We start from the raw sequence: 22,238 nt of genomic DNA, 5'->3' as shown, positions 1-22,238 counted from the left end.
TGCTAATTACGGATAAGTTCTTAGTCGGAGCGGATTCCCACCGTCATCGTGTACTGGCGGTAGATGCCGTAGCCCACGCCACACAGTCCGGTGAGCGCGGCCGGGACATGGTGGTGCGGAACACCATGCCGCTGCAGGTGCTCGCCTTGCCGTTCCGCAACCCGATCCCCACCGAAGCCGGATAGAGCCCTGAAGGCCGACCGGCATCCGGCAGCGGCCACACCTGTTGTGCTGCTGACGATTTGACGCAGCCGCTCAGTGCGACAAGCCGGCACGTTGAACCACCACGACAGGTCCGTCCGGGCGGCTGACTTCTGACATGGTACGCGTGCCCGCATGAGGGCTGCCTTGTCCAGGTCGATGCAGCTCACCTCGGGTGCCCAACGAAGCCCGTGTTTGTCCTGGCGGTGATCGGCCCGCCGCCACGCTGTTTCCCGTCGTCTTGTCCGGCCCCATCCCTGCAGCCAGGGCATGAACAGGTGACGCTGGCAGCCGCTAGCGCGTCCGCGGCCTTCTGGCTGCAGTCGCGGTCTTTTCGGCAAGGTTGTACTCGCTTTGCCAGGAGTGCCCGGACTTCTGCTCGATATAGTCCCGGATCAGCTGGCGCACCACCTGCGACGGCGTGGTGTCGTCTGCCGCACACAAGCGCTCGAACACCGCCTTCTTGCGTGGGTCGATCAGGACCGTCAGGCGGGCCGTACGGCTTTCTGTTGGCATGCGAGTATCATCGGCTGTACACTGAGCAATCATCTTATGATAATAAAGTTATCATGACAAACGTCCAGCCGGTACCGCTCAACAGCCGCTCGACCAGCGACCTGCTCGAGTCCACCGTATGCATGGGGTAAGTGCACTGACGACAACCACGGCACTGACGGCATTGCTGGTTCTGGTTGCTTCATGGTTGCTGATTGGTGCACTCGGCCTGGTCCAGTCCAATCGCATCGGTTGGGTCGCACGCACACTGTTCCCGCTGGGCGCGCTGGTCGCACTGGGCGTGGCCGGCATGGGCGCCATGTCCCTGGGCACCGGCTTTGCCGCGCAGACCGGCGTGCTTGCCTTCGGGCTTCCGGACATGCCGTTTCATGTGCGTCTGGATGCGCTGTCAGGCTTCTTCTTGCTGCTGCTCGGAAGTGCCGGGGCTGGCATCTCGATCTTCGCCGCCGGTTACTTCCGGCACGGCGAAGGTACGGCGCCGGGGCTGCTGTGCCTGCAGTACCACGTATTCCTGGCCAGCATGGCGCTGGTCGTGCTGGCCGATGACGCCTATCTGTTCATGGTGGCGTGGGAAACGATGGCGCTCAGTTCGTATTTCCTGGTGACCACCCAGCACCGTATTCCGGAGATCCAGCGCGCCGGCTTCCTGTACCTGCTGATGGCGCACGTGGGAGCACTGGCACTGCTGCTCTGCTTCGGTGTGCTGCACGGCGGCAGCTGGCTGATGACGTTTGACTCGATGCGTGCGGCCACCCTGTCGCCGGCCTGGGCCGCGGCGGCCTTCCTGCTGGCCTTGTTCGGTTTCGGCGCCAAGGCGGGCCTAGTGCCCTTGCATGTGTGGCTGCCGGAAGCCCATCCGGCCGCGCCATCTCCGGTGTCCGCGATGATGAGTGGCTTGATGCTCAAGGTGGCGGTCTACGGCATGCTGCGGGTCAGTTTCGATCTGCTCCATGCCGGCCCATGGTGGTGGGGCATGCTGACGCTGGCAGTGGGACTGGGCACGGCGCTGTTCGGTGCGGTGTTCGCTGCCGTGCAGACCGACATGAAGCGGTTGCTGGCCTATTCCTCCATCGAGAACATCGGCCTGATCTTCGCCGCGCTTGGCCTGGCGTTGCTGTGCTACGCGTTCAACATGCGCCTGCTGGCGGCGTTGGCACTCACCGCGGCGTTGCTGCATGCACTCAACCACGCACTGTTCAAGAGCCTGCTGTTTCTCGCCACCGGCTCGGTGCTGCACGCCACCCACGAGCGCAGCCTGGGCAAACTCGGCGGGCTGATCCGACGGATGCCATGGGTCGCCGCGCTGGCCCTGGTCGGCACCCTGTCCCTCGCCGGGTTGCCACCGCTCAACGGTTTCGTTTCCGAATGGCTGCTGCTGCAGGCATTCTTGTCCACGCCGTCCATCCCGCATGCGTTCATCAACATGATCGTGCCGCTGGGCGCGGCCGTGGTGGCACTCACCGCCGCGCTGGCCGGCTACGTGATGGTCAAGTTCTACGGCGTCATATTCCTCGGCCAGCCACGCGAACCTTCGCTAATGCAGGCCCACGATGCGGGTTGGCTGGAACGGGTGGGGCTGGCCTGGCTGGCGTTGGGCTGCATCTTCATTGGCGTGTTTCCGCAAGCCGCGCTGGATGCCATCGCCGGCGTGACCCAGACCCTGCTCGGCACCGTGGTCCAGCGCGGTCCGGCGCCATGGTGGATCGCCCCGGTGGCGCAGGCGCAGGCTTCCTACAGTGGCCTATGGCTGCTGTTGGGCATGGCCGGCGTGATCGCAATGATGTTCGTGCTGGTACGGCGGATGTACCACGGTCGTGTGCGCCGGGTGCCACCATGGAATTGCGGTTACCCCGAGCTGACCCCGCGCATGCAGGACACCGCCGAAGGATTCGGTCAGCCGATCCGGCACATGTTCGGGCCGTTTTTCCGCATGGAGCGCGAAGTGCCGGCGGCGGATGACCCCGCCCCGCGTTACCGCATCCAGATCGATGACCACTTCTGGCATGGCCTGTATCTTCCGCTGGCCCGCATCGTCGGCTGGCTGGCCGATGCGCTGTCCATGCTGCAGCGTGGCCGTCTGGCCGTCTATCTGATGTACAGCTTCCTGACCCTGATCGTATTGCTGGTGTTTGTCCTGTGAACGCGCTCGCACTCGTCAGCCAGCTCGGCGGCGTGGTACTGGCCGTGGCACTGGCACCGCTGTTGGCCGGCTGGGTCGCCCAATGCCGGGCCTGGCTGCAGAGCCGGTCGGCGCCTTCCTTGCTGCTGCCCTACCGCACCTTGCGCAAGCTGTTCCGCAAGGATGCGGCGCTGGCCACGCAGGCCTCGCCCTTGTTCCGTGCCGCGCCCTACGCCGTGTTCGGCGCGATGGCTACGGCGGCGGCGATCATTCCCTCGGTAACCACCGACCTGCCCCTCGCACGGGTGGCCGATGCCATCGCGTTGGTCGGCCTGTTCGCGACGGCACGCGTGTTCATCGCCCTGGCGGCGATGGATATCGGCACGGTCTTCGGCAGCATGGGCGCGCGACGCGAGATGATGATCGGGTTTCTCGCCGAGCCGGCGCTGCTGATGGTGTTGTTCAACGCGTTCCTGATGTTCGGCAGCACGGCGTTGCCAACCATCGTGAAAGGCACCCTGGACGCCGACGGGCTGACCTTGCATCCGAGCCTGGCCTTCGCCGGTGTCGCTTTCGTGATGGTATTGCTGGCCGAGAACGCCCGCATTCCGATCGACAACCCCGGCACACACCTTGAAGTAACGATGATCCATGAGTCGATGGTGCTGGAATATTCCGCGCGCCATCTGGCCCTCATCGAGTGGGCGTCCTGGTTGAAGCTGTTCAACTATGCGTGCATCGGTTTCACGCTGTTCGTGCCCTGGGGCATCGCGCCGCGCACGGCCGGCCCACTGGGTCTGTTGCTCGCCATCGTGTGGTTGCTGGCCAAGCTGGCCGTCGCCGGCGCGGTGCTGGCGGTGATCGAAACGGTCTCGGCCAAGCTGCGCATCTTCCGGGCGCCGGAGTTCCTGAGCATGGCGTTCCTGCTCGCCGTGCTGGGCCTGCTCGTTCACCTCCTGCTGCAATCCTGAATGATGCCTCCACTCAACCTCGTCACCCAGCTGCTGCACGTGCTCGCCGCCGGCCTGCTGATGATCTCGTTCTCCATGCTCGCGCAGCGGCGGACACGGCGGCTGATCGTGCTGCTGGCCTGGCAGGGTGTGGTGCTGACCGCCTCCACGCTGCTGGTCGCCGTCACGGCGCACCTGCAGCATCTGTACTACTCCGCGGCGCTGACCCTGATCGAAAAGGTCTGGCTGATGCCGTGGATCCTGCTGCGGCTGATGCGTCGCCTGGGCATCGAGGGCGACAGCGATCCGCTGGTAAACATTCCCACGCTGATGCTGGTCGGGCTGGGTCTGGTGATCTTCGCGTTCGGACTGGCCCAGCCGATCAGTTCGCTGGCCACCACGGTCACCCGACAGACGCTGGGCATTGCGATGGCGGTGATCCTGCTGGCCTTCCTGATGATGATTGCCCGACACAAGGCGGTGACCCAGGTGATCGGTTTCCTGGCGATGGAGAACGGCCTGTTCTTCGCCGCCACCAGCACGACCTACGGCATGCCGATGGTGGTCGAGCTGGGCATTGCGCTCGATCTGCTGGTCGGCGTGTTCATCTTCGGCATCTTCTTCTTCCAGATCCGCGAGCAGTTCGACAGCCTCGACCTGCATCAGCTCGAAGCACTCAAGGAGGACTGACGTGGAGCTTGCGTGGGTGCTGGGTACTCCCTTGTTCGGTGCGATCGTGCTGGCCGTGTTCGGTGCGCGGCGCTCCGCCGCCGAACTCAACGTCGTGATCAGCCTGGCGACGTTGATCGCTGCCGCGGCGCTGGTACTCAGGATCATCGGCCAGGGCTCGATGACGGTGGCCCACGAGCAGTTCTTCGTCGATCCGTTCAACGTGTTCCTGATCGCGCTGACCGCGCTGATCGGTTTCACCACGGCGGTGTTTTCGCGCCCCTACATGCGTATCGAGCAGGATCACGGTCGGCTCAACGCGCACCGCCTGCGGCTCTATCACAGCATGTACCAGCTGTTCATGGCCGCCATGCTGGTGGCACTGTCGACCAACAACATGGGGTTGCTGTGGGTGGCGATGGAGGCGGCGACGCTGTCCACCGTGCTGCTGGTGTCGTTGTACCGCACCCGCGCCAGCATCGAGGCGGCCTGGAAATATTTCATCCTGTGCGGCGTCGGCATCGCGCTGGCGCTGTTCGGCACGATCCTGCTGTATTTCGCTGCGGAGCGGCTGCTCGGTGGCGAGGGCATGCGGGCACTGTTGTGGACCCACCTCAACGCGGTGAAAGGGCAGCTCGACCCGACGGTGATCGGGCTCGCGTTCGTCTTTCTGCTGGTCGGCTACGGCACCAAGGTCGGTCTCGCCCCCCTGCACAACTGGCTGCCCGATGCCCACGCGGAGGGTCCCACTCCGGTCTCGGCGGTGTTGTCGGGGCTGCTGCTCAACGTGGCGATGTACGCCGTGGTCCGTTGCAAGATCCTTGCGGTCGGCGCGATGCACTCGGCGCTGCCCGGACGCATGCTGATGGCGTTCGGTTTGTTCTCGACGGTGCTGGCGGCGTTCCTGCTGTGGCGTCAACGCGACATCAAGCGCCTGTTCGGCTACTCCTCGATCGAGCACATGGGCATCATCACCTTTGCATTCGGCATGGGCGGGCCGCTGGCAAATTTCGCCGCGCTGCTGCACATGACGGTGCACTCGTTGACCAAGTCGGCGATCTTCTTCGCCGCCGGCCATGCCTCGCAGATTGCGGGCACCCAGCGCATTGATGGCATCCGCGGCCTGCTGACGGTGAGTCCCACCGTCGGCTGGGGACTGATGCTGGGCTCGCTGGCGATCCTCGGCACACCGCCGTTCGGCGTATTCACCAGCGAATACATGGTCTTGATCACGGCCATGCGCGACCACCCGTGGGCGACACCGCTCCTGCTCGTCGCCCTGGCCGTGGCATTCGCCGCGATCTTCTTCAAGGTGCAGCCGATGGTGTTCGGCGAAACGGATGCACAGCGTCTGCCGCACCCGCCGGCACTGGTGCCGGTGTTTGTGCACCTGTCGATCGTGCTGATGCTCGGCCTGTACATACCGCCGGCCCTGGCCCAGTGGTATCGGCTTGCCGCGAGCCTGATCGGATGAATCCCATGTGGCCTGACTTTCTCGACACCGAATGCGTGCCCTTGCCCTCCAACGTGGCGGCCTGCCGCGTACAGGTCGATGCCGCTCGCTGGTGCGAGGCCGCGGATGCGATGCGCGAGGCAGGTGCGGACCTGCTGTCGTTGTGGGGCAGCGACGATCGCGATCGCGACCAGTGCCTGCGCGTGCACGCGGCCTACCTGCTGCGCGATCGGGTGGTGGTGGTGGAGCACGCGATGCCCGCCGACCGGCCCATCTACCCCTCGCTGGCCACGCGCTTTCCGGCGGCCGGGCGGCTGCAGCGCGCGACCTACGATCTGCTCGGCATCCGCGCCGACGCTGGCGATATGCGGCCGTGGTTGCGCCACGGCGGCTGGCCGGAGGGCGTGTTCCCGCTGCGCCGCGACGTCGCGGCGACCCAGACCTGGCCGGTGACCAGTTCGCCATATCCGTTCATCCCGGTCAGCGGAGACGGCGTGCACGAGATGACCGCCGGTCCGGTACATGCCGGCACCATCGAGCCGGGACGTTTCCAGCTGGCCGTGGTGGGCGAAAAGGTGCTGCGCCTGGAGGTTCGCCTCGGCTACACGCACAAGGGCATCGCCAAGCGCTTCGAGGCAATGGCCCAGTGCGACGCCCACCGTCTGGCCGCCCATATCTGCGGCGATTCGACGGTGGCTTTCAGCTGGGCGTATTGCGCCGCGCTGGAAGCGATCACCGCCAGCACACCCTCGCCGCGCGCCCTCGTCCTGCGTGGGCTGGCGCTCGAACGCGAGCGCATCGCCAATCATCTGGGCGATCTGGGCGGACTGGCCAACGATGTCGGCTTTGCCTTCGGCCAGACCCAGTTTTCCAGCCTGAAAGAGCAGCTTCTGCGGCACAACGCGGAACTGTTCGGCCAGCGCTACCTGTTCGATTTCGTGGTCCCCGGTGGCGTCGCCAGCGACCTGCCGGCACGCGCGCTGCCGGGCATGCTCGACGAGATCGCGGCACTGGAACGCGCGGTAGGCGACCTGCGCGGAATCTACGCCCGGCATGAGGGCCTGCAGGATCGTTTCCTCGGTGCCGGCCGCTTGACCCCCGCCCAGGCTGCCGCCTTGGGTGCGATAGGCCTGGCCGGGCGTGCTTCCGGCGTCGCCCGCGACCTGCGCGTGGACCAGCCATGGTCGCCGTATGATCAATCGTCGCCGGCGTTGGCCACCAGCACCGAAGGCGATGTGGCGGCGCGCGTGCAGGTACGCTTCGAGGAAACGCTGGAATCACTGCGGCTGTGCCGGCAATGGCTGCAGGCGCTGCCAGCGGGTGAGCGGGTCTGCGAGGTGCCGGTGGCGCCCGCCGGCCAGCTCGGCATCGGCCTGATCGAAGGCTGGCGAGGTCCGGTCATGCTGGCGCTGGAAACCGGCCCCGCCGGTGGCATCCGGCGCTGCCGCGCGCATGATCCCTCGTGGCAGAACTGGCCGCTGCTCGAAGTCGCCATCCTGGGCAACATCGTGGCGGACTTCCCGCTGATCAACAAATCCTTCAACCTTTCCTACAGCGGGCACGACGGGTAAGCGCGCATGTTCGATATCCTTTCACGCATTCGTCGAACCGGCCGCCTGAGCGAACCGTATCCGGTGCCGGATACCGACCAGACGGCGTCCACCGCGATCCAGCGTGAGCTGCACGCCGTGTTCGGACGCGCCTTGTGCATTCGCCATGTCGACGCCGGCTCCTGCAATGGTTGCGAGCTCGAAATCCACGCGCTGAGCAATGCGTACTACAACCTGGAAGGCGCCGGCATCCGGTTTGTGGCCAGCCCGCGCCATGCCGACGTGTTGCTGGTCACCGGACCGGTCTCGGTCAACATGGAAGACGCCCTCAGGCAAACCTATGAAGCGATGCCCGATCCCAAGTGGGTGCTCGCCGTGGGCGACTGCGCGGTCTGCGGCGGCCTGTTCGGCGCCAACTATGCGACCCGGGGGCCGATCAGTGCCATCGTCCCGGTGGATGCCGTGGTCGCCGGCTGCCCGCCCACGCCACTGGCGATCATGCGGGGCCTGCTGCAGATAACCAGCAAGCGACCGGCATAACTTCTCCACACTACCCGGGTAGCGGCCTCATGGGTGACTGGTGAGCGCGAAGATGCCCTGCTCGTGCACCGGAAACAGCCGGCTGGCTCCGCTCGTCCGCAGATTGTCCGGCTAGTCCTTCAGCGGCTGCACGTCGATCACCGGCGCGTCGCCGATCACGTCGGCGCCCTTCGGCGGCACGAAGTTGAAGGTGGCCGGCGGGACCGGCGCGTTGCGCTGCCAGCCGGAGAAACGGATCTCGGTGGTAGAACCCAACTGGTCGCGGAACGTCATGCGGGCCAGGCCGTTCGCGTCGAAGCCGAGGTCGGCATGGTCGAATTGCGGGTCCTTCGCGGTGGAACTGAGCCGCAGCCAGGCCAGGCCGTCGTGCTCACCCTGCTCGACCACCGTGAAGTCCTTGTCCATCTGCTTGAGGTCGGTCAGCACGGTGAGCGGGCTGTGCGCCTCCTCGCTCGACTGGATGCGCACGGTGACCTGCTCCAGCTCCGGGTCGTACAGCCAAACCCGGCTGCCATCGGCGACGATGGTCTGCTTGTACGGCGCCAGCGTGTCCCAGCGGAACTGGCGTGGCGCCTGCAGCGCCAGCGTGCCGGAACTGGTCTTGCCGGCGTGGCCGTTGACGTCGGTCAGGGTCTGGCTGAAGTGGCCGGTCAGTGAATGCAGGCCGCTGGCGAACGCATCCAGCCGCGCACGCGCCGGGCCGGTGGCGGCCTGCGCCACGGCGTTCAGCGACAGCGTCAGCGCGACGGCGGACAGGGCGAGCATGAAGCGTTTCATCGGATTCCCTGGAAGGTGATGATGGCGGTGGATTGTGGAGCGTATCGGCTTAACGGATCCGTAGGGCGGGCAACTGCCCGCCGCTTTCACCCCGCCAGAGAGGAGAGCAGAAGCCGGCGGGCAGTGCCCGCCCTACCAAGGCTCAATTCTTCGGCGGCGGCGGCGCCAGCACCTCGCGGTTGCCGTTGTGCTGGGGCGCGCTGACCACGCCGTCCTGCTCCATCTGCTCGACCAGCCGCGCGGCGCGGTTGTAGCCGATGCGCAGGTGCCGCTGCACGCCGGAGATCGAGGCGCGACGGGTCTGCGTGACCACCGCCACGGCCTTGTCGTACAGCTGCGTATCCGCATCGCCGCCCTCTTCGCCTTCCTGCGGCAGGCCCGAGTCGTTGATGAACTTACCGTCGCTGGTGGCCTGCACTTCCTCCAGCACACCCTCGACGTAGTTCGGCGCGCCCTGCGATTTCAGCCAGCCGACCACATGGTGCACTTCATGGTCGTCGACGAAGGCGCCGTGCACGCGTTCCGGCGTGGCGGTACCCGGCGGCAGGTACAGCATGTCGCCGTGGCCGAGCAGGGTCTCGGCGCCGCTCTGGTCGAGGATCGTGCGCGAGTCGATCTTGCTGGAGACCTGGAACGCGATGCGGGTGGGGATGTTCGCCTTGATCAGGCCGGTGATCACGTCCACCGACGGGCGCTGGGTGGCCAGGATCAGGTGCACGCCAGCCGCGCGCGCCTTCTGCGCCAGGCGGGCGATCAGTTCCTCCACCTTCTTGCCGACGATCATCATCATGTCGGCGAATTCGTCGATGAAGACCACGATGTACGGCAGCGGCTCCAGCGGCTCGGCGGCGAGGTTCGGCATCTCCGGGTTCGGCCGGAACAGCGGGTCCAGCAGCGGCTGGCCGGCGTTCTCGGCGTCCTTCACCTTCTTGTTGAAGCCGGCCAGGTTGCGCACGCCGACGGCGGCCATCAGCTTGTAGCGGCGCTCCATCTCGGCCACGCACCAGCGCAATGCGTTGGCGGCTTCCTTCATGTCGGTGACCACCGGCGCCAGCAGGTGCGGGATGCCCTCGTACACCGAGAGCTCCAGCATCTTCGGGTCGATCATGATCATCCGCACGTCTTTCGGGCTGGCCTTGTACAGCAGCGAAAGCACCATCGCATTGACCGCCACCGACTTGCCGGAACCGGTGGTACCGGCCACCAGCAGATGCGGCATCTTGCCCAGATCGACCACTACCGGCTTGCCGCCGATGTCCTTGCCCAGCGCCAGCGACAGCGGCGACTTGGCCTGGTCGTACTTGTCCGAGCGCAGGATTTCGGAAAGGTAGACGATCTGCTTGTTGGTATTGGGAATCTCCAGGCCGATCACGTTCTTGCCGGGGATCACGTCGACCACGCGCACGCTGACCACCGACAGGCCGCGCGCGATGTCCTTGTCCAGGCTGGACACCTGCGAACCGCGGATGCCCGGCGCCGGTTCCATTTCGAAGCGGGTGATCACCGGGCCGGGATAGGCGCCGACCACCTTCACGTCGATCTTGAAGTCCTTCAGCTTGAACTCGACCTGGCGCGAGAGCACCTCCAGGGTCTCCTCCGAGTAACCCGGCCCCTGCGGCGGCGCCTCGTCCAGCAGCGACAGTGGCGGCAGCTCGCCCGGCGCAGCAGCGCCGGTGAACAGCGGGATCTGGGTTTCCAGCCGGGCCCGCTCGCTCTTGGTCACTGGCGCCGGCGGGGCCTCGATGCGCACCGGCTCGCGCTTGGCCTGACGCACCGCGTCGGCCTTCTTGACCACCTCGCGCTCGGTGCGCGCCTGCCGCGCGGCCAGCACCTGCGGCGCCTCGTGCAGCTTGTCCTTGAGCCAGTCGAACAGCTTCAACACGCCGTGCCCGGTCCAGTCCGCCACCTTGAACCAGGACAGCCCGGTAGCCAGGGTCACCGCGATCAGGAACAGCGCCAGCAGCAGCAGCGGCGCACCCTTGTCGCCGAACGCGCTGAGCAGGGCACTGCCTACCCACACGCCGATGATCCCGCCCACGCCCTGCGGCAGCACCGGCTCATCGTGGAAATTGAGGTACAGCAGCGCCGGGCCGGTAATGAAGAAGAACACGAAGCCGATCAGGCGCAGCGCCGGCTCCCACGGGTGCACCGCCTGCTCGCCGCGCTGGCGCAGCACCTGCACGCCCAGCAACAGCAGCAGCAACGGGAAGCAATAGGCCACCAGGCCGAAGATCCAGCGCAGCAGGTCGGCGATGTACGCCCCCACGGTGCCACCGAAATTGCGCGCGTGTTCGAGCTGGCCGGCATTCGTCCAGCTGGGGTCGTGCGGGTCGTAGCTGAACAGGCACACCAGCAGGTACAGCGCCAGCGGCAGCAGCAGCAGCGCGCCGGCCTCGCGCAGCCGGCGCTTCAGCTCGTCGCTGAGGCCCTGCCTGGGTTGTTGCTTGACGTTCGTGCTGCGCGCCACTCCGGGGGCCCCTCTCGTGCTTGCCAAGGTCAGAGCATACCTTGCAGCGCGGGATGCACCAGCTTGCCGCCGTCGACATTGATGCCGCTGCTCAGCGGGGCGAACTGGCGCCACCCGCTGCCCGCGGCCAGTCGCTGCACGTACGGCAGGATCGCGGCGGAGATCGCCAGCGAGGAAGTCTGCGGCACCGCGCCCGGCATGTTGGTCACGCAGAAGTGGGTGACGCCGTGCACGTCGTAGGTGGGACTCTCCCAGGTGGTCGGCTTCGAGGTCTCGAAGCAGCCGCCCTGGTCGATCGCGATGTCCACCAGTACGCTGCCCGGCTCCATCGCCTTCACCATCGCTTCGGTGACCACGTGCGGCGCCCGGGCGCTGGGGACCAGCACCGCGCCGACCACGATGTCGGCATCGCGCACTTCCTCGGCCACCGACGACTCGTAGGCGTACAGCGCGGTGATGTTCGGGGCCAGCGCCATCGTCTCGGCCAGGCGGTCCTGGCGCTTGTCGAACACCACCACGTTGGCGCCGGCGGCCGCGGCCAGCGCCACGGCATGGCCACCGGCAGTGCCCGCACCCAGCACCACCACCTTGCCGCGCGCCGTGGATGCCATGCCGCCGAGCAGCTTGCCCTTGCCGCCCTGCGGCCGAAGCAGCAGCGTGGTGCCGAGCTGGATGGCGATGCGACCGGCGATCACCGACATCGGCAGCAGCAGCGGCAACATGCCGTTTTCCGTCACCGACTCGAACGCCACGGCGGTGAGGCCGATGTCGAGCAGGTGGCGGGTCAGCTCGGGTTCGGCGGCCAGGTGCAGGTAGCAGAACAGCAGGTGGTGCTTCTGCAGCAGCGCCAGGTCGCCGGCGATCGGCTCCTTCACCTTGACGATCAGCTGGCCAGCCGCGTACAGCGCGGCGGCGTCCGCCACCACCGTGATCCCTTCCCGGGCGTAGGCTGCGTCGGTAAAACCGCTCTCCATGCCGGCGCCGGACTGGATGAACACCTCATGGCCACGATGCACCAGGTCGGCGGCGGCGGCGGGAATCAGGGCAACACGCCCTTCCATCGTCTTGGTTTCGGAGGGAATGCCGATGCGCATGGAATAAGGTGTCCTGTGAAAGGTTGAACCCATCGCGCCACCGACGCGGTCGTGCCGCCGATCTGCCGATGCCTTGAATCGGTGCCGCGGATTCCCCATTCTTCCGGGGTCGTGTGCTCCGTCGTCATCGCCTGCTGCGGCCCGAAAGGAAATGGCTGCAGGGGCTGGAGCGAATAGCCACTCAAGTCACCCGAAAACCCAAGGATTATAACCACCATGAGCTCCTCCAAACACAGCCGCCTGCTGATCCTCGGCTCCGGTCCCGCCGGCTACACCGCTGCGGTGTACGCGGCCCGCGGCAACCTCAAGCCGACCATGATCACCGGCCTGCAGCAGGGCGGCCAGCTGATGACCACCACCGACGTGGACAACTGGCCGGGCGACGTCGAGGGCCTGCAGGGCCCGGCGCTGATGCAGCGCATGGCCGAGCACGCCGAGCGCTTCCACACTGAGATGATCTTCGACCACATCCACACGGTGGACCTGAAGCAGCGCCCGTTCCGGCTCAAGGGCGACTCCGGCGAATACACCGCCGACGCGCTGATCATCGCCACCGGCGCCACCGCCAAATACCTCGGCATCGCCAGCGAGGAGAAGTACAAGGGCAAGGGCGTCTCCGCCTGCGCCACCTGCGACGGCTTCTTCTTCCGCGACCAGGACGTGGTGGTGATCGGCGGCGGCAACACCGCGGTGGAGGAAGCGCTGTACCTGTCCAACATCGGCCGCAAGGTCTACCTGGTGCATCGCCGCGACAAGCTGCGCGCGGAGAAGATCATGCAGGACAAACTGTTCGAGAAGGCCGCCGCCGGCAAGATCGAGCTGGTCTGGAACCACACCATCGACGAGGTGCTCGGCGACGACACCGGCGTCACCGGCGTACGCGTGAAAGACATCAACTCCGGCGCCACCCGCGACATCGCCGCCACCGGCTTCTTCGTGGCGATCGGCCATACGCCCAACACCGGCATTTTCGAAGGCCAGCTCGACATGCACGACGGCTACATCAAGATCCACAGTGGCCAGCACGGCATGGCCACCATGACTTCCGTACCCGGCGTGTTCGCCGCTGGCGACGTGGCCGACCACATCTACCGCCAGGCGGTCACCTCGGCCGGCTTCGGCTGCATGGCCGCGCTGGACGCCGAACGCTGGCTGGACCAGCAGACCCCGGCGGGCTGATCTATCTGTAGGAGCCCGCTCGCGGGCGATGCTCTTGGCCCTTGCGATCCCGAGCCTCGAATCCCGACCAGAAGCATCGCCCGCGAGCGGGCTCCTACAAGCCATGCCATGCACATCCGCTTCCACGCTGCGATCGCCGAATTGCCTGCCGCGGAATGGGATGCCTTGCGTGGCGACGCGAATCCGTTCGTGTCGCATGCGTTTCTCGCGGCGCTGGAAGACACCGGCTGCATCCGCCCCGATTGGGGCTGGCAGGCGCACCATCTGGGCCTGTACGACAACGGTCGGCTGGTCGCCGCCGCGCCGCTGTACCTGAAGGGCAACTCGCACGGCGAGTTCGTGTTCGACTGGAGCTGGGCGCGCGCCTGGGAGCGCGCCGGTGGCGCGTACTACCCGAAACTGCTTTGCGGCGTGCCCTACTCGCCGGTGCCCGGCCCGCGTCTGCTGGCCGGCACGCCCGCGCTGCAACGCGCGCTGGTCGAGGCGATGCGTGGCGAGGCCGGGCGGCTGGGGCTGTCGTCGGTACACGCGAATTTCCTGCCGAACGCCGAACTCCCCGCCTTCGGCCACGACTGGCTGGCCCGCTCCGACGTGCAGTTCCACTGGCACAACCGCGGTTACCGCCACTTCCCCGACTTCCTCGCCGCGCTCAGCCACAAGAAGCGCAAGAACATCCTGCGCGAACGCCGCCAGGTGGCGGCGAGCGGGCTGGCCATCGAGTGGCGCGGCGGCGACACGCTGGACGACGACGAGTGGCGGCAGGTGCACGCGCTGTACGAAGCCACTTTTGACGCCAAGGGCAACCATGCGGCGCTGACCGCGGCGTTTTTCCGCCGACTCGGCGAGCTGGGCGCGACCGCGCAGCTGGCGCTGGCCCGCGACGGCGACGCCATCGTGGCGATGGCGCTGTTCGTGCAAGGCGACAACGTGCTGTACGGCCGCTATTGGGGTGCGTCGGTGGACGTGCCCGGCCTGCATTTCGAGCTGTGCTACTACCGCGGCATCGAGTACGCGATCGCGCACCGGCTCGATCGCTTCGAACCGGGCGCGCAGGGCGAGCACAAGCTGGCGCGCGGCTTCCTGCCGGTGCGCACGCACTCGCGCCACTACCTGGCGCACCCGGATTTTCGCGCCGCGGTGGCGGCCTCGCTTGCCAGCGAGGCCGAAGCGGTCGACGCTTATGCTGCCGAGCTGTGGGATCACAGCCCCTATGCCAATCAGGGCCAGGTCGAACGATGAACCGCCTGCCGCTGCTGGATCCCGAAGCCTGGGACCGCTTTCCCGACCCGCGCCAGGCACTGGCCGAGCCGAACGGCCTGCTCGCGTTCGGCGGCGACCTGTCGCCGCAGCGACTGCTGGCCGCGTACAGCCTCGGCATCTTCCCGTGGTTCGGCGCGCGTGAGCCCATCCTGTGGTGGTCGCCCGACCCGCGCTGCGTGTTCCATACCGAAACCCTGCGCATCAACCGCAGCCTGCGCCGCCAGCTCAGGGGCAAGCCATGGCGGCTCAGCGTGGACCGTGCGTTCGAGCAGGTCCTCCGCGCCTGCGCCGCGCCGCGCACACACGACTCCGGCACCTGGCTGGTGCCGGCGATGATCAACGCCTACCTGCAGTTGCACCGGCTCGGCCATGCGCACAGCGTCGAGGTGTGGGACGACGAGCAGCTGGTCGGCGGCATCTACGGCGTGGCCATCGGCCGGCTGTTCTGTGGCGAATCGATGTTCAGCGCCGAAAGCGGTGGCTCCAAGCTCGCCCTGGTGGCGCTGGCGCGCTTGCTGCACGAGATGGACTTCCCGCTGCTCGACGCCCAGGTCGCCAACCCGCATACGCTGGGCCTGGGCGCCGTCGAGATGCCGCGCGCGGAATTCCTGCGCCAGGTCGCGCAGCTCGGCCGGAAGCCCGGCCTGGTCGGCAGCTGGGCCGCCTTCACGCCGCGGCTGATCCAGCCCGGCGCCGGCAACTGAAGCTCAGCGCGCGAGCGCCTTGAGCTGGTCGTAGTTCGCCAGGAACAAGGCCACCAGCTCGGGGTCGAGCTGGCTGCCGGCGGCGGCGCGCAGGTAGGCCAGCACGTCCACCTCGGGCCACGCCGGCTTGTACACGCGCGCGGTGATCAGCGCATCCCACACGTCGACCACGCTGAAGACGCGCGCCGCCAGCGGGATGCCCTCGCCGGCGAGGCCCTGCGGATAACCGCCGCCGTCCCAGCGCTCGTGATGGCTGTAGGGAATCTCGCCGGCGTCGCGCAGGAAATCCACCCGCTGCAGCAGCTCGTGGCCGAGTTGCGGGTGCTGGCGCATCACCGCCATCTCCTCGTCGTCCAGCTTGCCCGGCTTGATCAGCACCGCGTCCGGCAAGGCCAGCTTGCCGATGTCGTGCAGCAGCGCACCGAAGCTCAGGTTGCGCAGCGCCTCGCCATCCACGCCAGCCAGCCGCGCCAGGCCGGTGGCCATGCGCATCACCCGGTCGGAATGGTCACCGGTCTCGCGGTGGCGGATGTCCATCGCCGACACCAGCACGCGCAGGGCCTGCTCGTACCCGTCCAGCAGCCTGCGGTTGGCGGCCTGCAGTCGGCGCAGGTCGCGGCTGATCATCCAGTACAGCAGCGCACCGGTGCTGGCCACAAACAGCCAACCCTTGACGCTCTGCAGCCAGCTCAGCTCCGCCCGGCTGCGCACCAGCGCATCCAGCGCGCGATCGGACAACCAGATCCACAACGCGGCCAGCAGCACGTAAAGCAGGACCGTGCGGGACTGCGGACTGATTCTCACCAGGGCTCCTTCGGCGGGATCGCGCACATCCACGCTGTCGCGCATCGTGCCGGTCACGCCAGCATGGATGAAGGCCGGGCGCGGCGTTGTGACCGAAGCCTCAGCCCGCCCGCGCCGCGTACTTGCGCGCGACGTAGTCGTCGAGGATGCCGACGAACTCGTTGGCGATGTTGTCGCCGCGCAGCGTCATCGCCTTCTCGCCGTCGATGAACACCGGCGCCGCCGGCGTCTCGCCGTTGCCCGGCAGCGAGATGCCGATGTTGGCGTGCTTGGACTCGCCCGGGCCGTTGACGATGCAGCCCATCACCGCCAGCGTGAGGTTCTCCACGCCGTCGTACTTGATGCGCCACACCGGCATCTGCTCGCGCACGTGTTCCTGCACGGTCTTGGCCAGTTCCTGGAAGAACTCGCTGGTGGTGCGCCCGCAGCCCGGGCAGGCAGTGACCAGCGGGGTGAACGAGCGCAGGCCCATGGTCTGCAGCAGCTCCTGCGCCACGATCACCTCGCCGGTGCGCGAGGCGCCCGGCTCCGGTGTCAGCGAGATGCGGATGGTGTCGCCGATGCCTTCCTGCAGCAGCACGGCCAGCGCTGCGCTGGACGCGGTGATGCCCTTGGAACCCATGCCGGCCTCGGTCAGGCCCAGGTGCAGCGCGTAATCGCAGCGGGCGGCGAGGTCGCGGTACACCGCGATCAGCTCCTGCACGCCGGAGACCTTGCACGACAGGATGATGCGCTCGCGCGGCAAGCCGATCTTCTCGGCCAGCACGGCCGAATCCAGCGCCGAACGGATCAGCGCCTCGCGCGCCACGTGGCTGGCGTCCCACGGCTCGGCGCGGCGGGCGTTCTCGTCCATCAGCGCGGTGAGCATGCCCTGGTCCAGCGAGCCCCAGTTCGCGCCGATGCGCACCGGCTTGGCGTAGCGCAGCGCCTTCTCGATGATCGCGCCGAACTGGCTCTCGTGCTTCTTGCCGAAACCGACGTTGCCGGGGTTGATGCGGTACTTCGCCAGCGCCTCGGCGCAGGCCGGCTCGCGTTCCAGCAACTGGTGGCCGTTGTAGTGGAAGTCGCCCACGATCGGCACCTCCACGCCCATCATCGCCAGCCGTTCGGCGATCCGCGGCACCGCTGCGGCGGCGGCCGGCGTGTTCACCGTGATGCGCACCAGTTCGGAGCCGGCACGCGCCAGCTCGGCGATCTGTTTCGCGGTGCTGGCCGGGTCCTCGGTGTCCGTGTTGGTCATCGACTGCACCACCACCGGCGCGCCGCCACCCACCATCACCTTGCCGACCTGAACGGCCACGCTGGGCCGGCGAGGCGCGGGGGCGGCCGGGTGCGGTTTCTGTGCAGCAATCTCGCTCATGGAATCAACCGGAATGCAGGGCTGCGACGGCGCGCAGCGAAGCAAGAAGGATACCCGATCATGGGTACCTTCCCGTGACAAATCGGCGCACGCTGGCGCCGCCTTGATGCGAGCCGCCGGTGGCGACAGCAATCGCGGCAAGGCGCCGCCAGAACCTCGGGCCCGTTCCTCCGCAGGTGACGCGCCGCCACCCGCCACCCGCCATCCACTTGCCACAGACCGTCGCCGGCGGACAGTGACGGATTGCCGCAGCCGCTTGATTGAAGTCACGATTACCCGCCATGCTTCGCGCCAAATTACGCAGCTATCTTCCCGGGGAAGTCCATGCCGAACACCGAGTATTACAACGACAAAGTCGTGCGCCAATTCCTGCTGGCCGCGGCTGTGTGGGGCATCATCGGCATGTCGGTCGGCGTGTATGCCGCCGCCGAGCTGATGTGGCCCGCACTGAATTTCGAGATTCCCTGGCTGACCTTCAGCCGGCTGCGCCCCGACCATACCTTCGGTGTGATCTTCGCCTTCGGCGGCTCGGCGCTGATGGGCACCTGCTACTACGTGGTGCAACGCACCGGCCACGCGCGGCTGGCGTTCAAGAAATTGGCCGCCTTCACCTTCTGGGGCTGGCAACTGGTCTGCGTGCTGGCGATGACCACGATGCCGCTGGGGCTGACCCAGAGCAAGGAATACGCCGAGCCGGAATGGTTCGTCGACATCCTGATCGCGGTGGTGTGGGTGAGCTTCGGGGTGGTGTTCTTCGGCTCACTGGCGCGCCGGCGCATCAAGCACATCTACGTGGCGAACTGGTACTACGGCGCGTTCATCATCGCGGTGGGCCTGCTGCACATCGTCAACAATCTGGCGCTCCCGGTGTCCTGGACCAAGTCCTACCCGATCTACTCGGGCGTGGTCGACGCGATGGTGCAGTGGTGGTACGGCCACAACGCGGTGGCGTTCTTCCTCACCGCCGGCTTTCTCGGCATGATGTACTACTTCGTGCCGCGGCAGGCGCAGCAGCCGCTGTGGAGCTACCGCTTCTCGATCGTCAATTTCTGGGCGCTGATCTCGGTCTACATGTGGGCCGGCGCGCACCACCTGATGTACACGGCGCTGCCGGACTGGGTGCAATCAGTCGGCATGGCGTTCTCGCTGGTGCTGCTGATGCCGAGCTGGGGTTCGGCGGCCAACGGCCTGCTCACCTTCAACGGCTCCTGGTACAAGCTCAAGACCGACCCCGCCGCGAAGTTCATGGTGATGTCGCTGGTGTTCTATGCCGCCTCGACCTTCGAAGGTTCGATGATGGCGATCAAGACGGTGAACCAGTTCACCCACTACACCGACTGGACCATCGCCCACGTGCACTCCGGTTCGCTGGGCTGGGTGGCGATGATCACCATCGGCTCGCTGTACGCGATGGCGCCGCGTGCGCTGGGCCGCCCGGAGATGTATTCGCACAAGGGCATGGAAGTGCATTTCTGGCTGCACATGCTGGGCACCCTGTTCTACGTGGGCGCCATGTGGACCGCCGGCGGCGTGGAAGGCCACATGTGGCGCGCCACCCAGCCCGACGGGGCGCTTACCTACGGCTTCCTCGACAGCCTGATCGCGATCAAGCCGATGTACGTGATCCGCTGGCTGGGCGGCATGCTGATCCTGTCCGGCATGTGGGTGATGGCGTGGAACCTGTGGCACACCGCGGCGGATGCGCGCGCACGGCTGATCAAGCCGATCCCGGTGCCGGTGCCCGAGCCGGTGCCGCACCAGGTGCCGGCTCCCCTGCCCGCCGCCGGTTGAGGACGACAACATCATGTCTTACAAGCAATTCGAAGCAATCGAGAAACACGCCGGCCTGCTCGCGATCGGTATTGCGATCATGGTCTCGCTGGGCGGCCTCGCCGAGATCACCCCGCTGTTCGTCGAGGCGCATTCGCTGAAGGCGCCACCGAACGTGCATCCCTACGACCCGCTGCGGCTTGCCGGCAAGGACGTCTACGTGCGCGAGGGCTGCTACCTGTGCCACTCGCAGATGATTCGCGCGCTGCGCTTCGAGACCGAGCGCTATGGCCACTTCTCGACCGCCGCCGAATCGGTCTATGACCGCCCGTTCCAGTGGGGCTCCAAGCGCACCGGCCCGGATCTCGCCCGCGTCGGCGGCAAGTACTCCGACGACTGGCAGCGCAAGCATCTGCTGGACCCGCGCCAGGTGGTGCCGCAGTCCAACATGCCGGCCTACCCGTGGCTGGTCGGCAAGAAGCTCGACGCCGCCGACATCCAGGCGCGCATGCGCACCCTGCGCAAGCTGGGCGACCCGTACAGCGACGCCGACATTGCCGGCGCGCCCGCCGCGGTGGAAGGCAAGACCGAAATGGATGCGCTGATCGCGTATCTGCAAGGACTCGGCATCAAGAACGAGCCTGACGCCGCCACCGCATCGGCCGGCACGGGAGGCACGCCATGATTCCGATGAACCCGATCTGGGGCCACCTCGCCGGCGTGCTCATCCTGCTGATGATGTTCAGCTTCATCGGCATCTGGATCTGGGCCTGGCGCAAATACCACAAACCCACGTTCAACCGCATGGCGCGCTTGCCGATGGAAGACGAACCCGCTTTCGACAACAGGGAGGATCGCCCATGAGCACGGGATGGTCGTTTTGGGTGATGTTCCTGGTGGTGCTCAACCTGGGCATCACGTTCTTCCTGTACCTGTGGGGCCCGCGCGCGAAGATCCCCACCCTGCCCGACGGCACCAGCGGCCACGTCTGGGCCCATGGCACGCTGCGCGAAGGCGTGCGCCCGCTGCCGATGTGGTGGATCGTGCTGTCCGGAGGGATGTTCGTGGCCGGCTTCGTCTACCTGGCACTGTTCCCCGGTTTCGGCAACTTCAAGGGCGTGCTGGGCTGGACCTCGCACGGCGAGCTGGCGAACGCGGTGGCCGCCAACGACGCGAAGCGCGCGCCGCTGGTCGAACGCTTCAGGCTGTACCCGGTGGAACAGCTGGCTAACGATCCGGCCGCATTGCAGGTGGGCAAGGTGCTGTTCGAGGACAACTGCGCGGCCTGCCACCAGCGCAGCGCGAAAGGCAACGTGGTGCTCGGCGCGCCCGACCTCAGCGACAACGACTGGCTCTACGGCGGCAGCGGCAACGACATCACCACCTCGATCCACGACGGCCGCAGCGGCGTGATGCCGCCGTGGGCCAGCCTGGGCGCCGACAACGTGAAGAACCTGGCGCAGTACGTGTTGAGCCTGTCCGGCTCGCCGCACGATGCCGCCAGGGCCGCCGCCGGCCAGCCGTTGTTCGGCACCTGCGCGGCCTGCCATGGCGCCGACGGCAAGGGCAACCAGGCGCTGGGCGCACCGAATCTCACCGACCACATCTGGTTGCACGGCGGCAGCGTGGCCGACATCGAGAAGACCATCGGCGAGGGTCGCCAGGGCCACATGCCGGCGTGGAGCCCGCGTCTGTCCGACGACCAGATCCGCGTGCTCGCCGCCTACGTCTACCGCCAGTCGCACCAGGCCGATGCCGGCAAGCCATGACATCGCCGCCCGCACGGCATCGGCCTGGTATCGCCAGCCGGTGCTGTGGCTGGGCGTGTTCGTTTTCGTGGCCTCGCTGGCCGGCTGCGTGTGGATCATCGTGCTCGGCGCGAGCCACGCCGATACGCCGCTGAAGACGGCGCACACCGTGTTCGGCGTGCCGGTCAGCGCGCACACCAGCGCCAGCCCGCCGCGCCCGCCGACCGACCCGCCGCGATGAACGCCTACGCGGCCTGGGCCCATCCGCAACTCGCCGCGCAGGTCCTGCGCCCGCGCCGCGACGGCTGCAGCGAAATCGCCCTGCGCGTCGAGGCTCTGGACGATGCGCGCCAGGTGCTCTGGCTGGAACAGCGCATCAGCGCCCTGCCCGGCGTGCGGCGCGTGGCCATCGACCGGCCGGCACAACGCGTGCGGGTGGTATGGGATGCACGGTGCATGTCGCTGCCGGCCCTGCTCGACAACTTCGCCGCCGCGAACTGCCCGGCGCAGCCGCTGCAGTACGGCAGCATCGACGACGCCCGCGCGCACGAGCAGCACGACGCGCTGAAGCGCCTGCTGGTCGCCGGCATGTGTTCGATGCAGGTGATGACCTACGCGTTCGTGATCTACGTCGGCGTGGTCGATTTCGTCGACTTCAGCACGCGCAGTCTGTTCCGCTGGCTGGGCTTGCTGACCACCCTGCCGGTGGTGTTCTACTCGGCGCTGCCATTCTTCCGCGGTGCCTTGCGCGAACTGGGCGAGCGGCGGCTCGGCATCAACCTGCCGGTGGCGCTGGCGGTGCTGCTGGTCTTCCTGGCCAGCGCTTTCCATACGCTGCGCGGCAGCGGCGAAATCTACTTCGACTCGGTGACCATGTTCGTGTTCCTGCTGCTCGCCGGGCGCTACGTGGAACTGCGCTCGCGCCACCGCAGCGGTGCGCTTGGCGATGCCGCCATCGACGCCACCCCGTTGCTGGCGCAGCGACGCCGCGCCGACGGCGAGCTGGAAACCGTGGCCGCGATCGCCCTGTTGCCGGGCGATAGCGTGCACGTCGCCGAAGGCGAGGCGGTGCCGGCG

Annotated in this window: 21 protein-coding genes and 1 pseudogene; 16 read left to right on the top strand and 6 right to left on the bottom strand. The window is 67.2% G+C overall.

Annotated features, from left to right (window positions below):
- Nucleotides 1–185: hypothetical protein (locus UUA_RS20080; RefSeq protein ID WP_238533035.1), on the top strand; the 185-nt coding region annotated here is incomplete at its 5' end.
- A 310-nt stretch (nt 186–495) separates the two neighbouring features.
- On the opposite strand, the gene UUA_RS14645 is transcribed toward UUA_RS20080, so the two are convergent.
- Complete coding sequence (locus UUA_RS14645; RefSeq protein ID WP_008438205.1) at nt 496–717, bottom strand: hypothetical protein; 222 nt, start codon at nt 715–717, stop codon at nt 496–498.
- A gap of 118 nt (nt 718–835) precedes the next feature.
- On the opposite strand from UUA_RS14645, the gene hyfB reads away from it, so the two are divergent.
- Genes hyfB through UUA_RS14615 form a run of 6 tightly spaced genes read left to right on the top strand, consistent with a single transcriptional unit; the run spans nt 836 to nt 7,998 of the window.
- Nucleotides 836–2,857 carry a hydrogenase 4 subunit B gene (hyfB, locus tag UUA_RS14640; protein WP_050981896.1) on the top strand — a complete coding sequence of 674 codons (2,022 nt, stop codon included), beginning with the start codon at nt 836–838 and terminating at the stop codon, nt 2,855–2,857.
- Nucleotides 2,854–3,807 carry a respiratory chain complex I subunit 1 family protein gene (locus UUA_RS14635; protein WP_008438203.1) on the top strand — a complete coding sequence of 318 codons (954 nt, stop codon included), beginning with the start codon at nt 2,854–2,856 and terminating at the stop codon, nt 3,805–3,807. The genes hyfB and UUA_RS14635 overlap by 4 nt, the downstream gene beginning before the upstream one ends.
- Nucleotides 3,808–4,476, top strand: a complete 669-nt coding sequence (locus UUA_RS14630; RefSeq protein ID WP_008438202.1) for a formate hydrogenlyase — start codon at nt 3,808–3,810, stop codon at nt 4,474–4,476.
- Nucleotide 4,477: 1 nt separating this feature from the next.
- Complete coding sequence (locus UUA_RS14625) at nt 4,478–5,929, top strand: hydrogenase 4 subunit F (RefSeq protein WP_008438201.1); 1,452 nt, start codon at nt 4,478–4,480, stop codon at nt 5,927–5,929.
- A 5-nt stretch (nt 5,930–5,934) separates the two neighbouring features.
- The gene (locus UUA_RS14620) at nt 5,935–7,479 is read left to right on the top strand and encodes a hydrogenase large subunit (protein ID WP_008438200.1); all 1,545 of its coding nucleotides are present in this window, start codon (nt 5,935–5,937) and stop codon (nt 7,477–7,479) included.
- Nucleotides 7,480–7,485: 6 nt separating this feature from the next.
- Entirely contained in the window at nt 7,486–7,998 is a 513-nt protein-coding gene (locus tag UUA_RS14615; protein WP_008438195.1) for an NADH-quinone oxidoreductase subunit B family protein, read from the top strand.
- A 111-nt stretch (nt 7,999–8,109) separates the two neighbouring features.
- Here UUA_RS14615 and lolA read toward each other — a convergent pair whose 3' ends face one another.
- From lolA to UUA_RS14600, 3 genes are all read right to left on the bottom strand, one after another.
- On the bottom strand, nt 8,110–8,775 hold the full coding sequence (gene lolA, locus UUA_RS14610) for an outer membrane lipoprotein periplasmic chaperone LolA (RefSeq protein WP_008438194.1): 666 nt from the start codon (nt 8,773–8,775) through the stop codon (nt 8,110–8,112).
- A 142-nt stretch (nt 8,776–8,917) separates the two neighbouring features.
- On the bottom strand, nt 8,918–11,242 hold the full coding sequence (locus UUA_RS14605) for a DNA translocase FtsK (protein ID WP_008438193.1): 2,325 nt from the start codon (nt 11,240–11,242) through the stop codon (nt 8,918–8,920).
- 29 nt (nt 11,243–11,271) lie between these two features.
- Nucleotides 11,272–12,336: an alanine dehydrogenase gene (locus UUA_RS14600; RefSeq protein ID WP_008438192.1), complete on the bottom strand. Its 1,065-nt coding sequence runs from the start codon at nt 12,334–12,336 to the stop codon at nt 11,272–11,274.
- Between the two features lie 216 nt (nt 12,337–12,552).
- Here UUA_RS14600 and trxB point away from each other — a divergent pair, with 216 nt between their 5' ends.
- The 3 genes from trxB (at nt 12,553) to aat (ending at nt 15,479) form a co-directional block, all read left to right on the top strand.
- Complete coding sequence (gene trxB, locus UUA_RS14595) at nt 12,553–13,515, top strand: thioredoxin-disulfide reductase (protein ID WP_008438190.1); 963 nt, start codon at nt 12,553–12,555, stop codon at nt 13,513–13,515.
- Nucleotides 13,516–13,623: 108 nt separating this feature from the next.
- Entirely contained in the window at nt 13,624–14,754 is a 1,131-nt protein-coding gene (locus tag UUA_RS14590; protein ID WP_008438188.1) for a GNAT family N-acetyltransferase, read from the top strand.
- Entirely contained in the window at nt 14,751–15,479 is a 729-nt protein-coding gene (gene aat, locus UUA_RS14585) for a leucyl/phenylalanyl-tRNA--protein transferase (protein ID WP_008438186.1), read from the top strand. Before UUA_RS14590 ends, aat begins: the two co-directional genes overlap by 4 nt.
- A 3-nt stretch (nt 15,480–15,482) precedes the next feature.
- On the opposite strand, the gene UUA_RS14580 is transcribed toward aat, so the two are convergent.
- Together UUA_RS14580 and ispG are read right to left on the bottom strand one after the other, a co-directional pair.
- Nucleotides 15,483–16,340, bottom strand: coding sequence for an HD-GYP domain-containing protein (locus UUA_RS14580; RefSeq protein WP_008438184.1), 858 nt, complete (start codon nt 16,338–16,340; stop codon nt 15,483–15,485).
- Between the two features lie 43 nt (nt 16,341–16,383).
- The gene (gene ispG / locus UUA_RS14575) at nt 16,384–17,643 is read right to left on the bottom strand and encodes a flavodoxin-dependent (E)-4-hydroxy-3-methylbut-2-enyl-diphosphate synthase (RefSeq protein WP_008438183.1); all 1,260 of its coding nucleotides are present in this window, start codon (nt 17,641–17,643) and stop codon (nt 16,384–16,386) included.
- A 324-nt stretch (nt 17,644–17,967) separates the two neighbouring features.
- Between ispG and ccoN the strand changes: the two genes are divergently transcribed.
- The 6 genes and pseudogenes from ccoN to UUA_RS14545 form a co-directional block, all read left to right on the top strand.
- On the top strand, nt 17,968–19,434 hold the full coding sequence (ccoN, locus tag UUA_RS14570; protein WP_008438182.1) for a cytochrome-c oxidase, cbb3-type subunit I: 1,467 nt from the start codon (nt 17,968–17,970) through the stop codon (nt 19,432–19,434).
- A gap of 13 nt (nt 19,435–19,447) precedes the next feature.
- A complete protein-coding gene (gene ccoO, locus UUA_RS14565) occupies nt 19,448–20,098 on the top strand; it encodes a cytochrome-c oxidase, cbb3-type subunit II (protein ID WP_008438181.1) in 651 nt (216 codons plus the stop codon).
- Nucleotides 20,095–20,277 (top strand): cbb3-type cytochrome oxidase subunit 3, encoded by a 183-nt coding sequence (locus UUA_RS14560; RefSeq protein ID WP_008438180.1) that lies wholly within the window; start codon nt 20,095–20,097, stop codon nt 20,275–20,277. The genes ccoO and UUA_RS14560 overlap by 4 nt, the downstream gene beginning before the upstream one ends.
- Nucleotides 20,274–21,182, top strand: a complete 909-nt coding sequence (ccoP, locus tag UUA_RS14555) for a cytochrome-c oxidase, cbb3-type subunit III (protein ID WP_008438179.1) — start codon at nt 20,274–20,276, stop codon at nt 21,180–21,182. Before UUA_RS14560 ends, ccoP begins: the two co-directional genes overlap by 4 nt.
- Nucleotides 21,166–21,402 carry a hypothetical protein gene (locus UUA_RS14550; RefSeq protein ID WP_008438178.1) on the top strand — a complete coding sequence of 79 codons (237 nt, stop codon included), beginning with the start codon at nt 21,166–21,168 and terminating at the stop codon, nt 21,400–21,402. The genes ccoP and UUA_RS14550 overlap by 17 nt, the downstream gene beginning before the upstream one ends.
- Nucleotides 21,399–22,238: pseudogene (locus UUA_RS14545) on the top strand (heavy metal translocating P-type ATPase); the annotation flags it as partial. The gene UUA_RS14550 and the pseudogene UUA_RS14545, both read left to right, overlap by 4 nt.

It is taken from the genome of Rhodanobacter thiooxydans LCS2, from assembly GCF_000264375.1.
Taxonomy (GTDB): Bacteria; Pseudomonadota; Gammaproteobacteria; order Xanthomonadales; family Rhodanobacteraceae; genus Rhodanobacter; species Rhodanobacter thiooxydans.
The sequence above is the reverse complement of the archived record's forward strand: the minus strand, read 5'-3'. Positions and strand labels throughout refer to the sequence as shown.

Bases quoted from the DNA above. Each gene is read 5' to 3' on its own strand.
- UUA_RS14645 (WP_008438205.1), bottom strand. From the start codon at position 717: ATGCCAACAGAAAGCCGTACGGCCCGCCTGACGGTCCTGATCGACCCA.
- hyfB (WP_050981896.1), top strand. From the start codon at position 836: ATGCATGGGGTAAGTGCACTGACGACAACCACGGCACTGACGGCATTG.
- UUA_RS14630 (WP_008438202.1), top strand. From the start codon at position 3,808: ATGATGCCTCCACTCAACCTCGTCACCCAGCTGCTGCACGTGCTCGCC.
- UUA_RS14620 (WP_008438200.1), top strand. From the start codon at position 5,935: ATGTGGCCTGACTTTCTCGACACCGAATGCGTGCCCTTGCCCTCCAAC.
- UUA_RS14615 (WP_008438195.1), top strand. From the start codon at position 7,486: ATGTTCGATATCCTTTCACGCATTCGTCGAACCGGCCGCCTGAGCGAA.
- lolA (WP_008438194.1), bottom strand. From the start codon at position 8,775: ATGAAACGCTTCATGCTCGCCCTGTCCGCCGTCGCGCTGACGCTGTCG.
- UUA_RS14600 (WP_008438192.1), bottom strand. From the start codon at position 12,336: ATGCGCATCGGCATTCCCTCCGAAACCAAGACGATGGAAGGGCGTGTT.
- trxB (WP_008438190.1), top strand. From the start codon at position 12,553: ATGAGCTCCTCCAAACACAGCCGCCTGCTGATCCTCGGCTCCGGTCCC.
- UUA_RS14590 (WP_008438188.1), top strand. From the start codon at position 13,624: ATGCACATCCGCTTCCACGCTGCGATCGCCGAATTGCCTGCCGCGGAA.
- aat (WP_008438186.1), top strand. From the start codon at position 14,751: ATGAACCGCCTGCCGCTGCTGGATCCCGAAGCCTGGGACCGCTTTCCC.
- ispG (WP_008438183.1), bottom strand. From the start codon at position 17,643: ATGAGCGAGATTGCTGCACAGAAACCGCACCCGGCCGCCCCCGCGCCT.
- ccoN (WP_008438182.1), top strand. From the start codon at position 17,968: ATGCCGAACACCGAGTATTACAACGACAAAGTCGTGCGCCAATTCCTG.
- ccoO (WP_008438181.1), top strand. From the start codon at position 19,448: ATGTCTTACAAGCAATTCGAAGCAATCGAGAAACACGCCGGCCTGCTC.
- UUA_RS14560 (WP_008438180.1), top strand. From the start codon at position 20,095: ATGATTCCGATGAACCCGATCTGGGGCCACCTCGCCGGCGTGCTCATC.
- ccoP (WP_008438179.1), top strand. From the start codon at position 20,274: ATGAGCACGGGATGGTCGTTTTGGGTGATGTTCCTGGTGGTGCTCAAC.
- UUA_RS14550 (WP_008438178.1), top strand. From the start codon at position 21,166: ATGCCGGCAAGCCATGACATCGCCGCCCGCACGGCATCGGCCTGGTAT.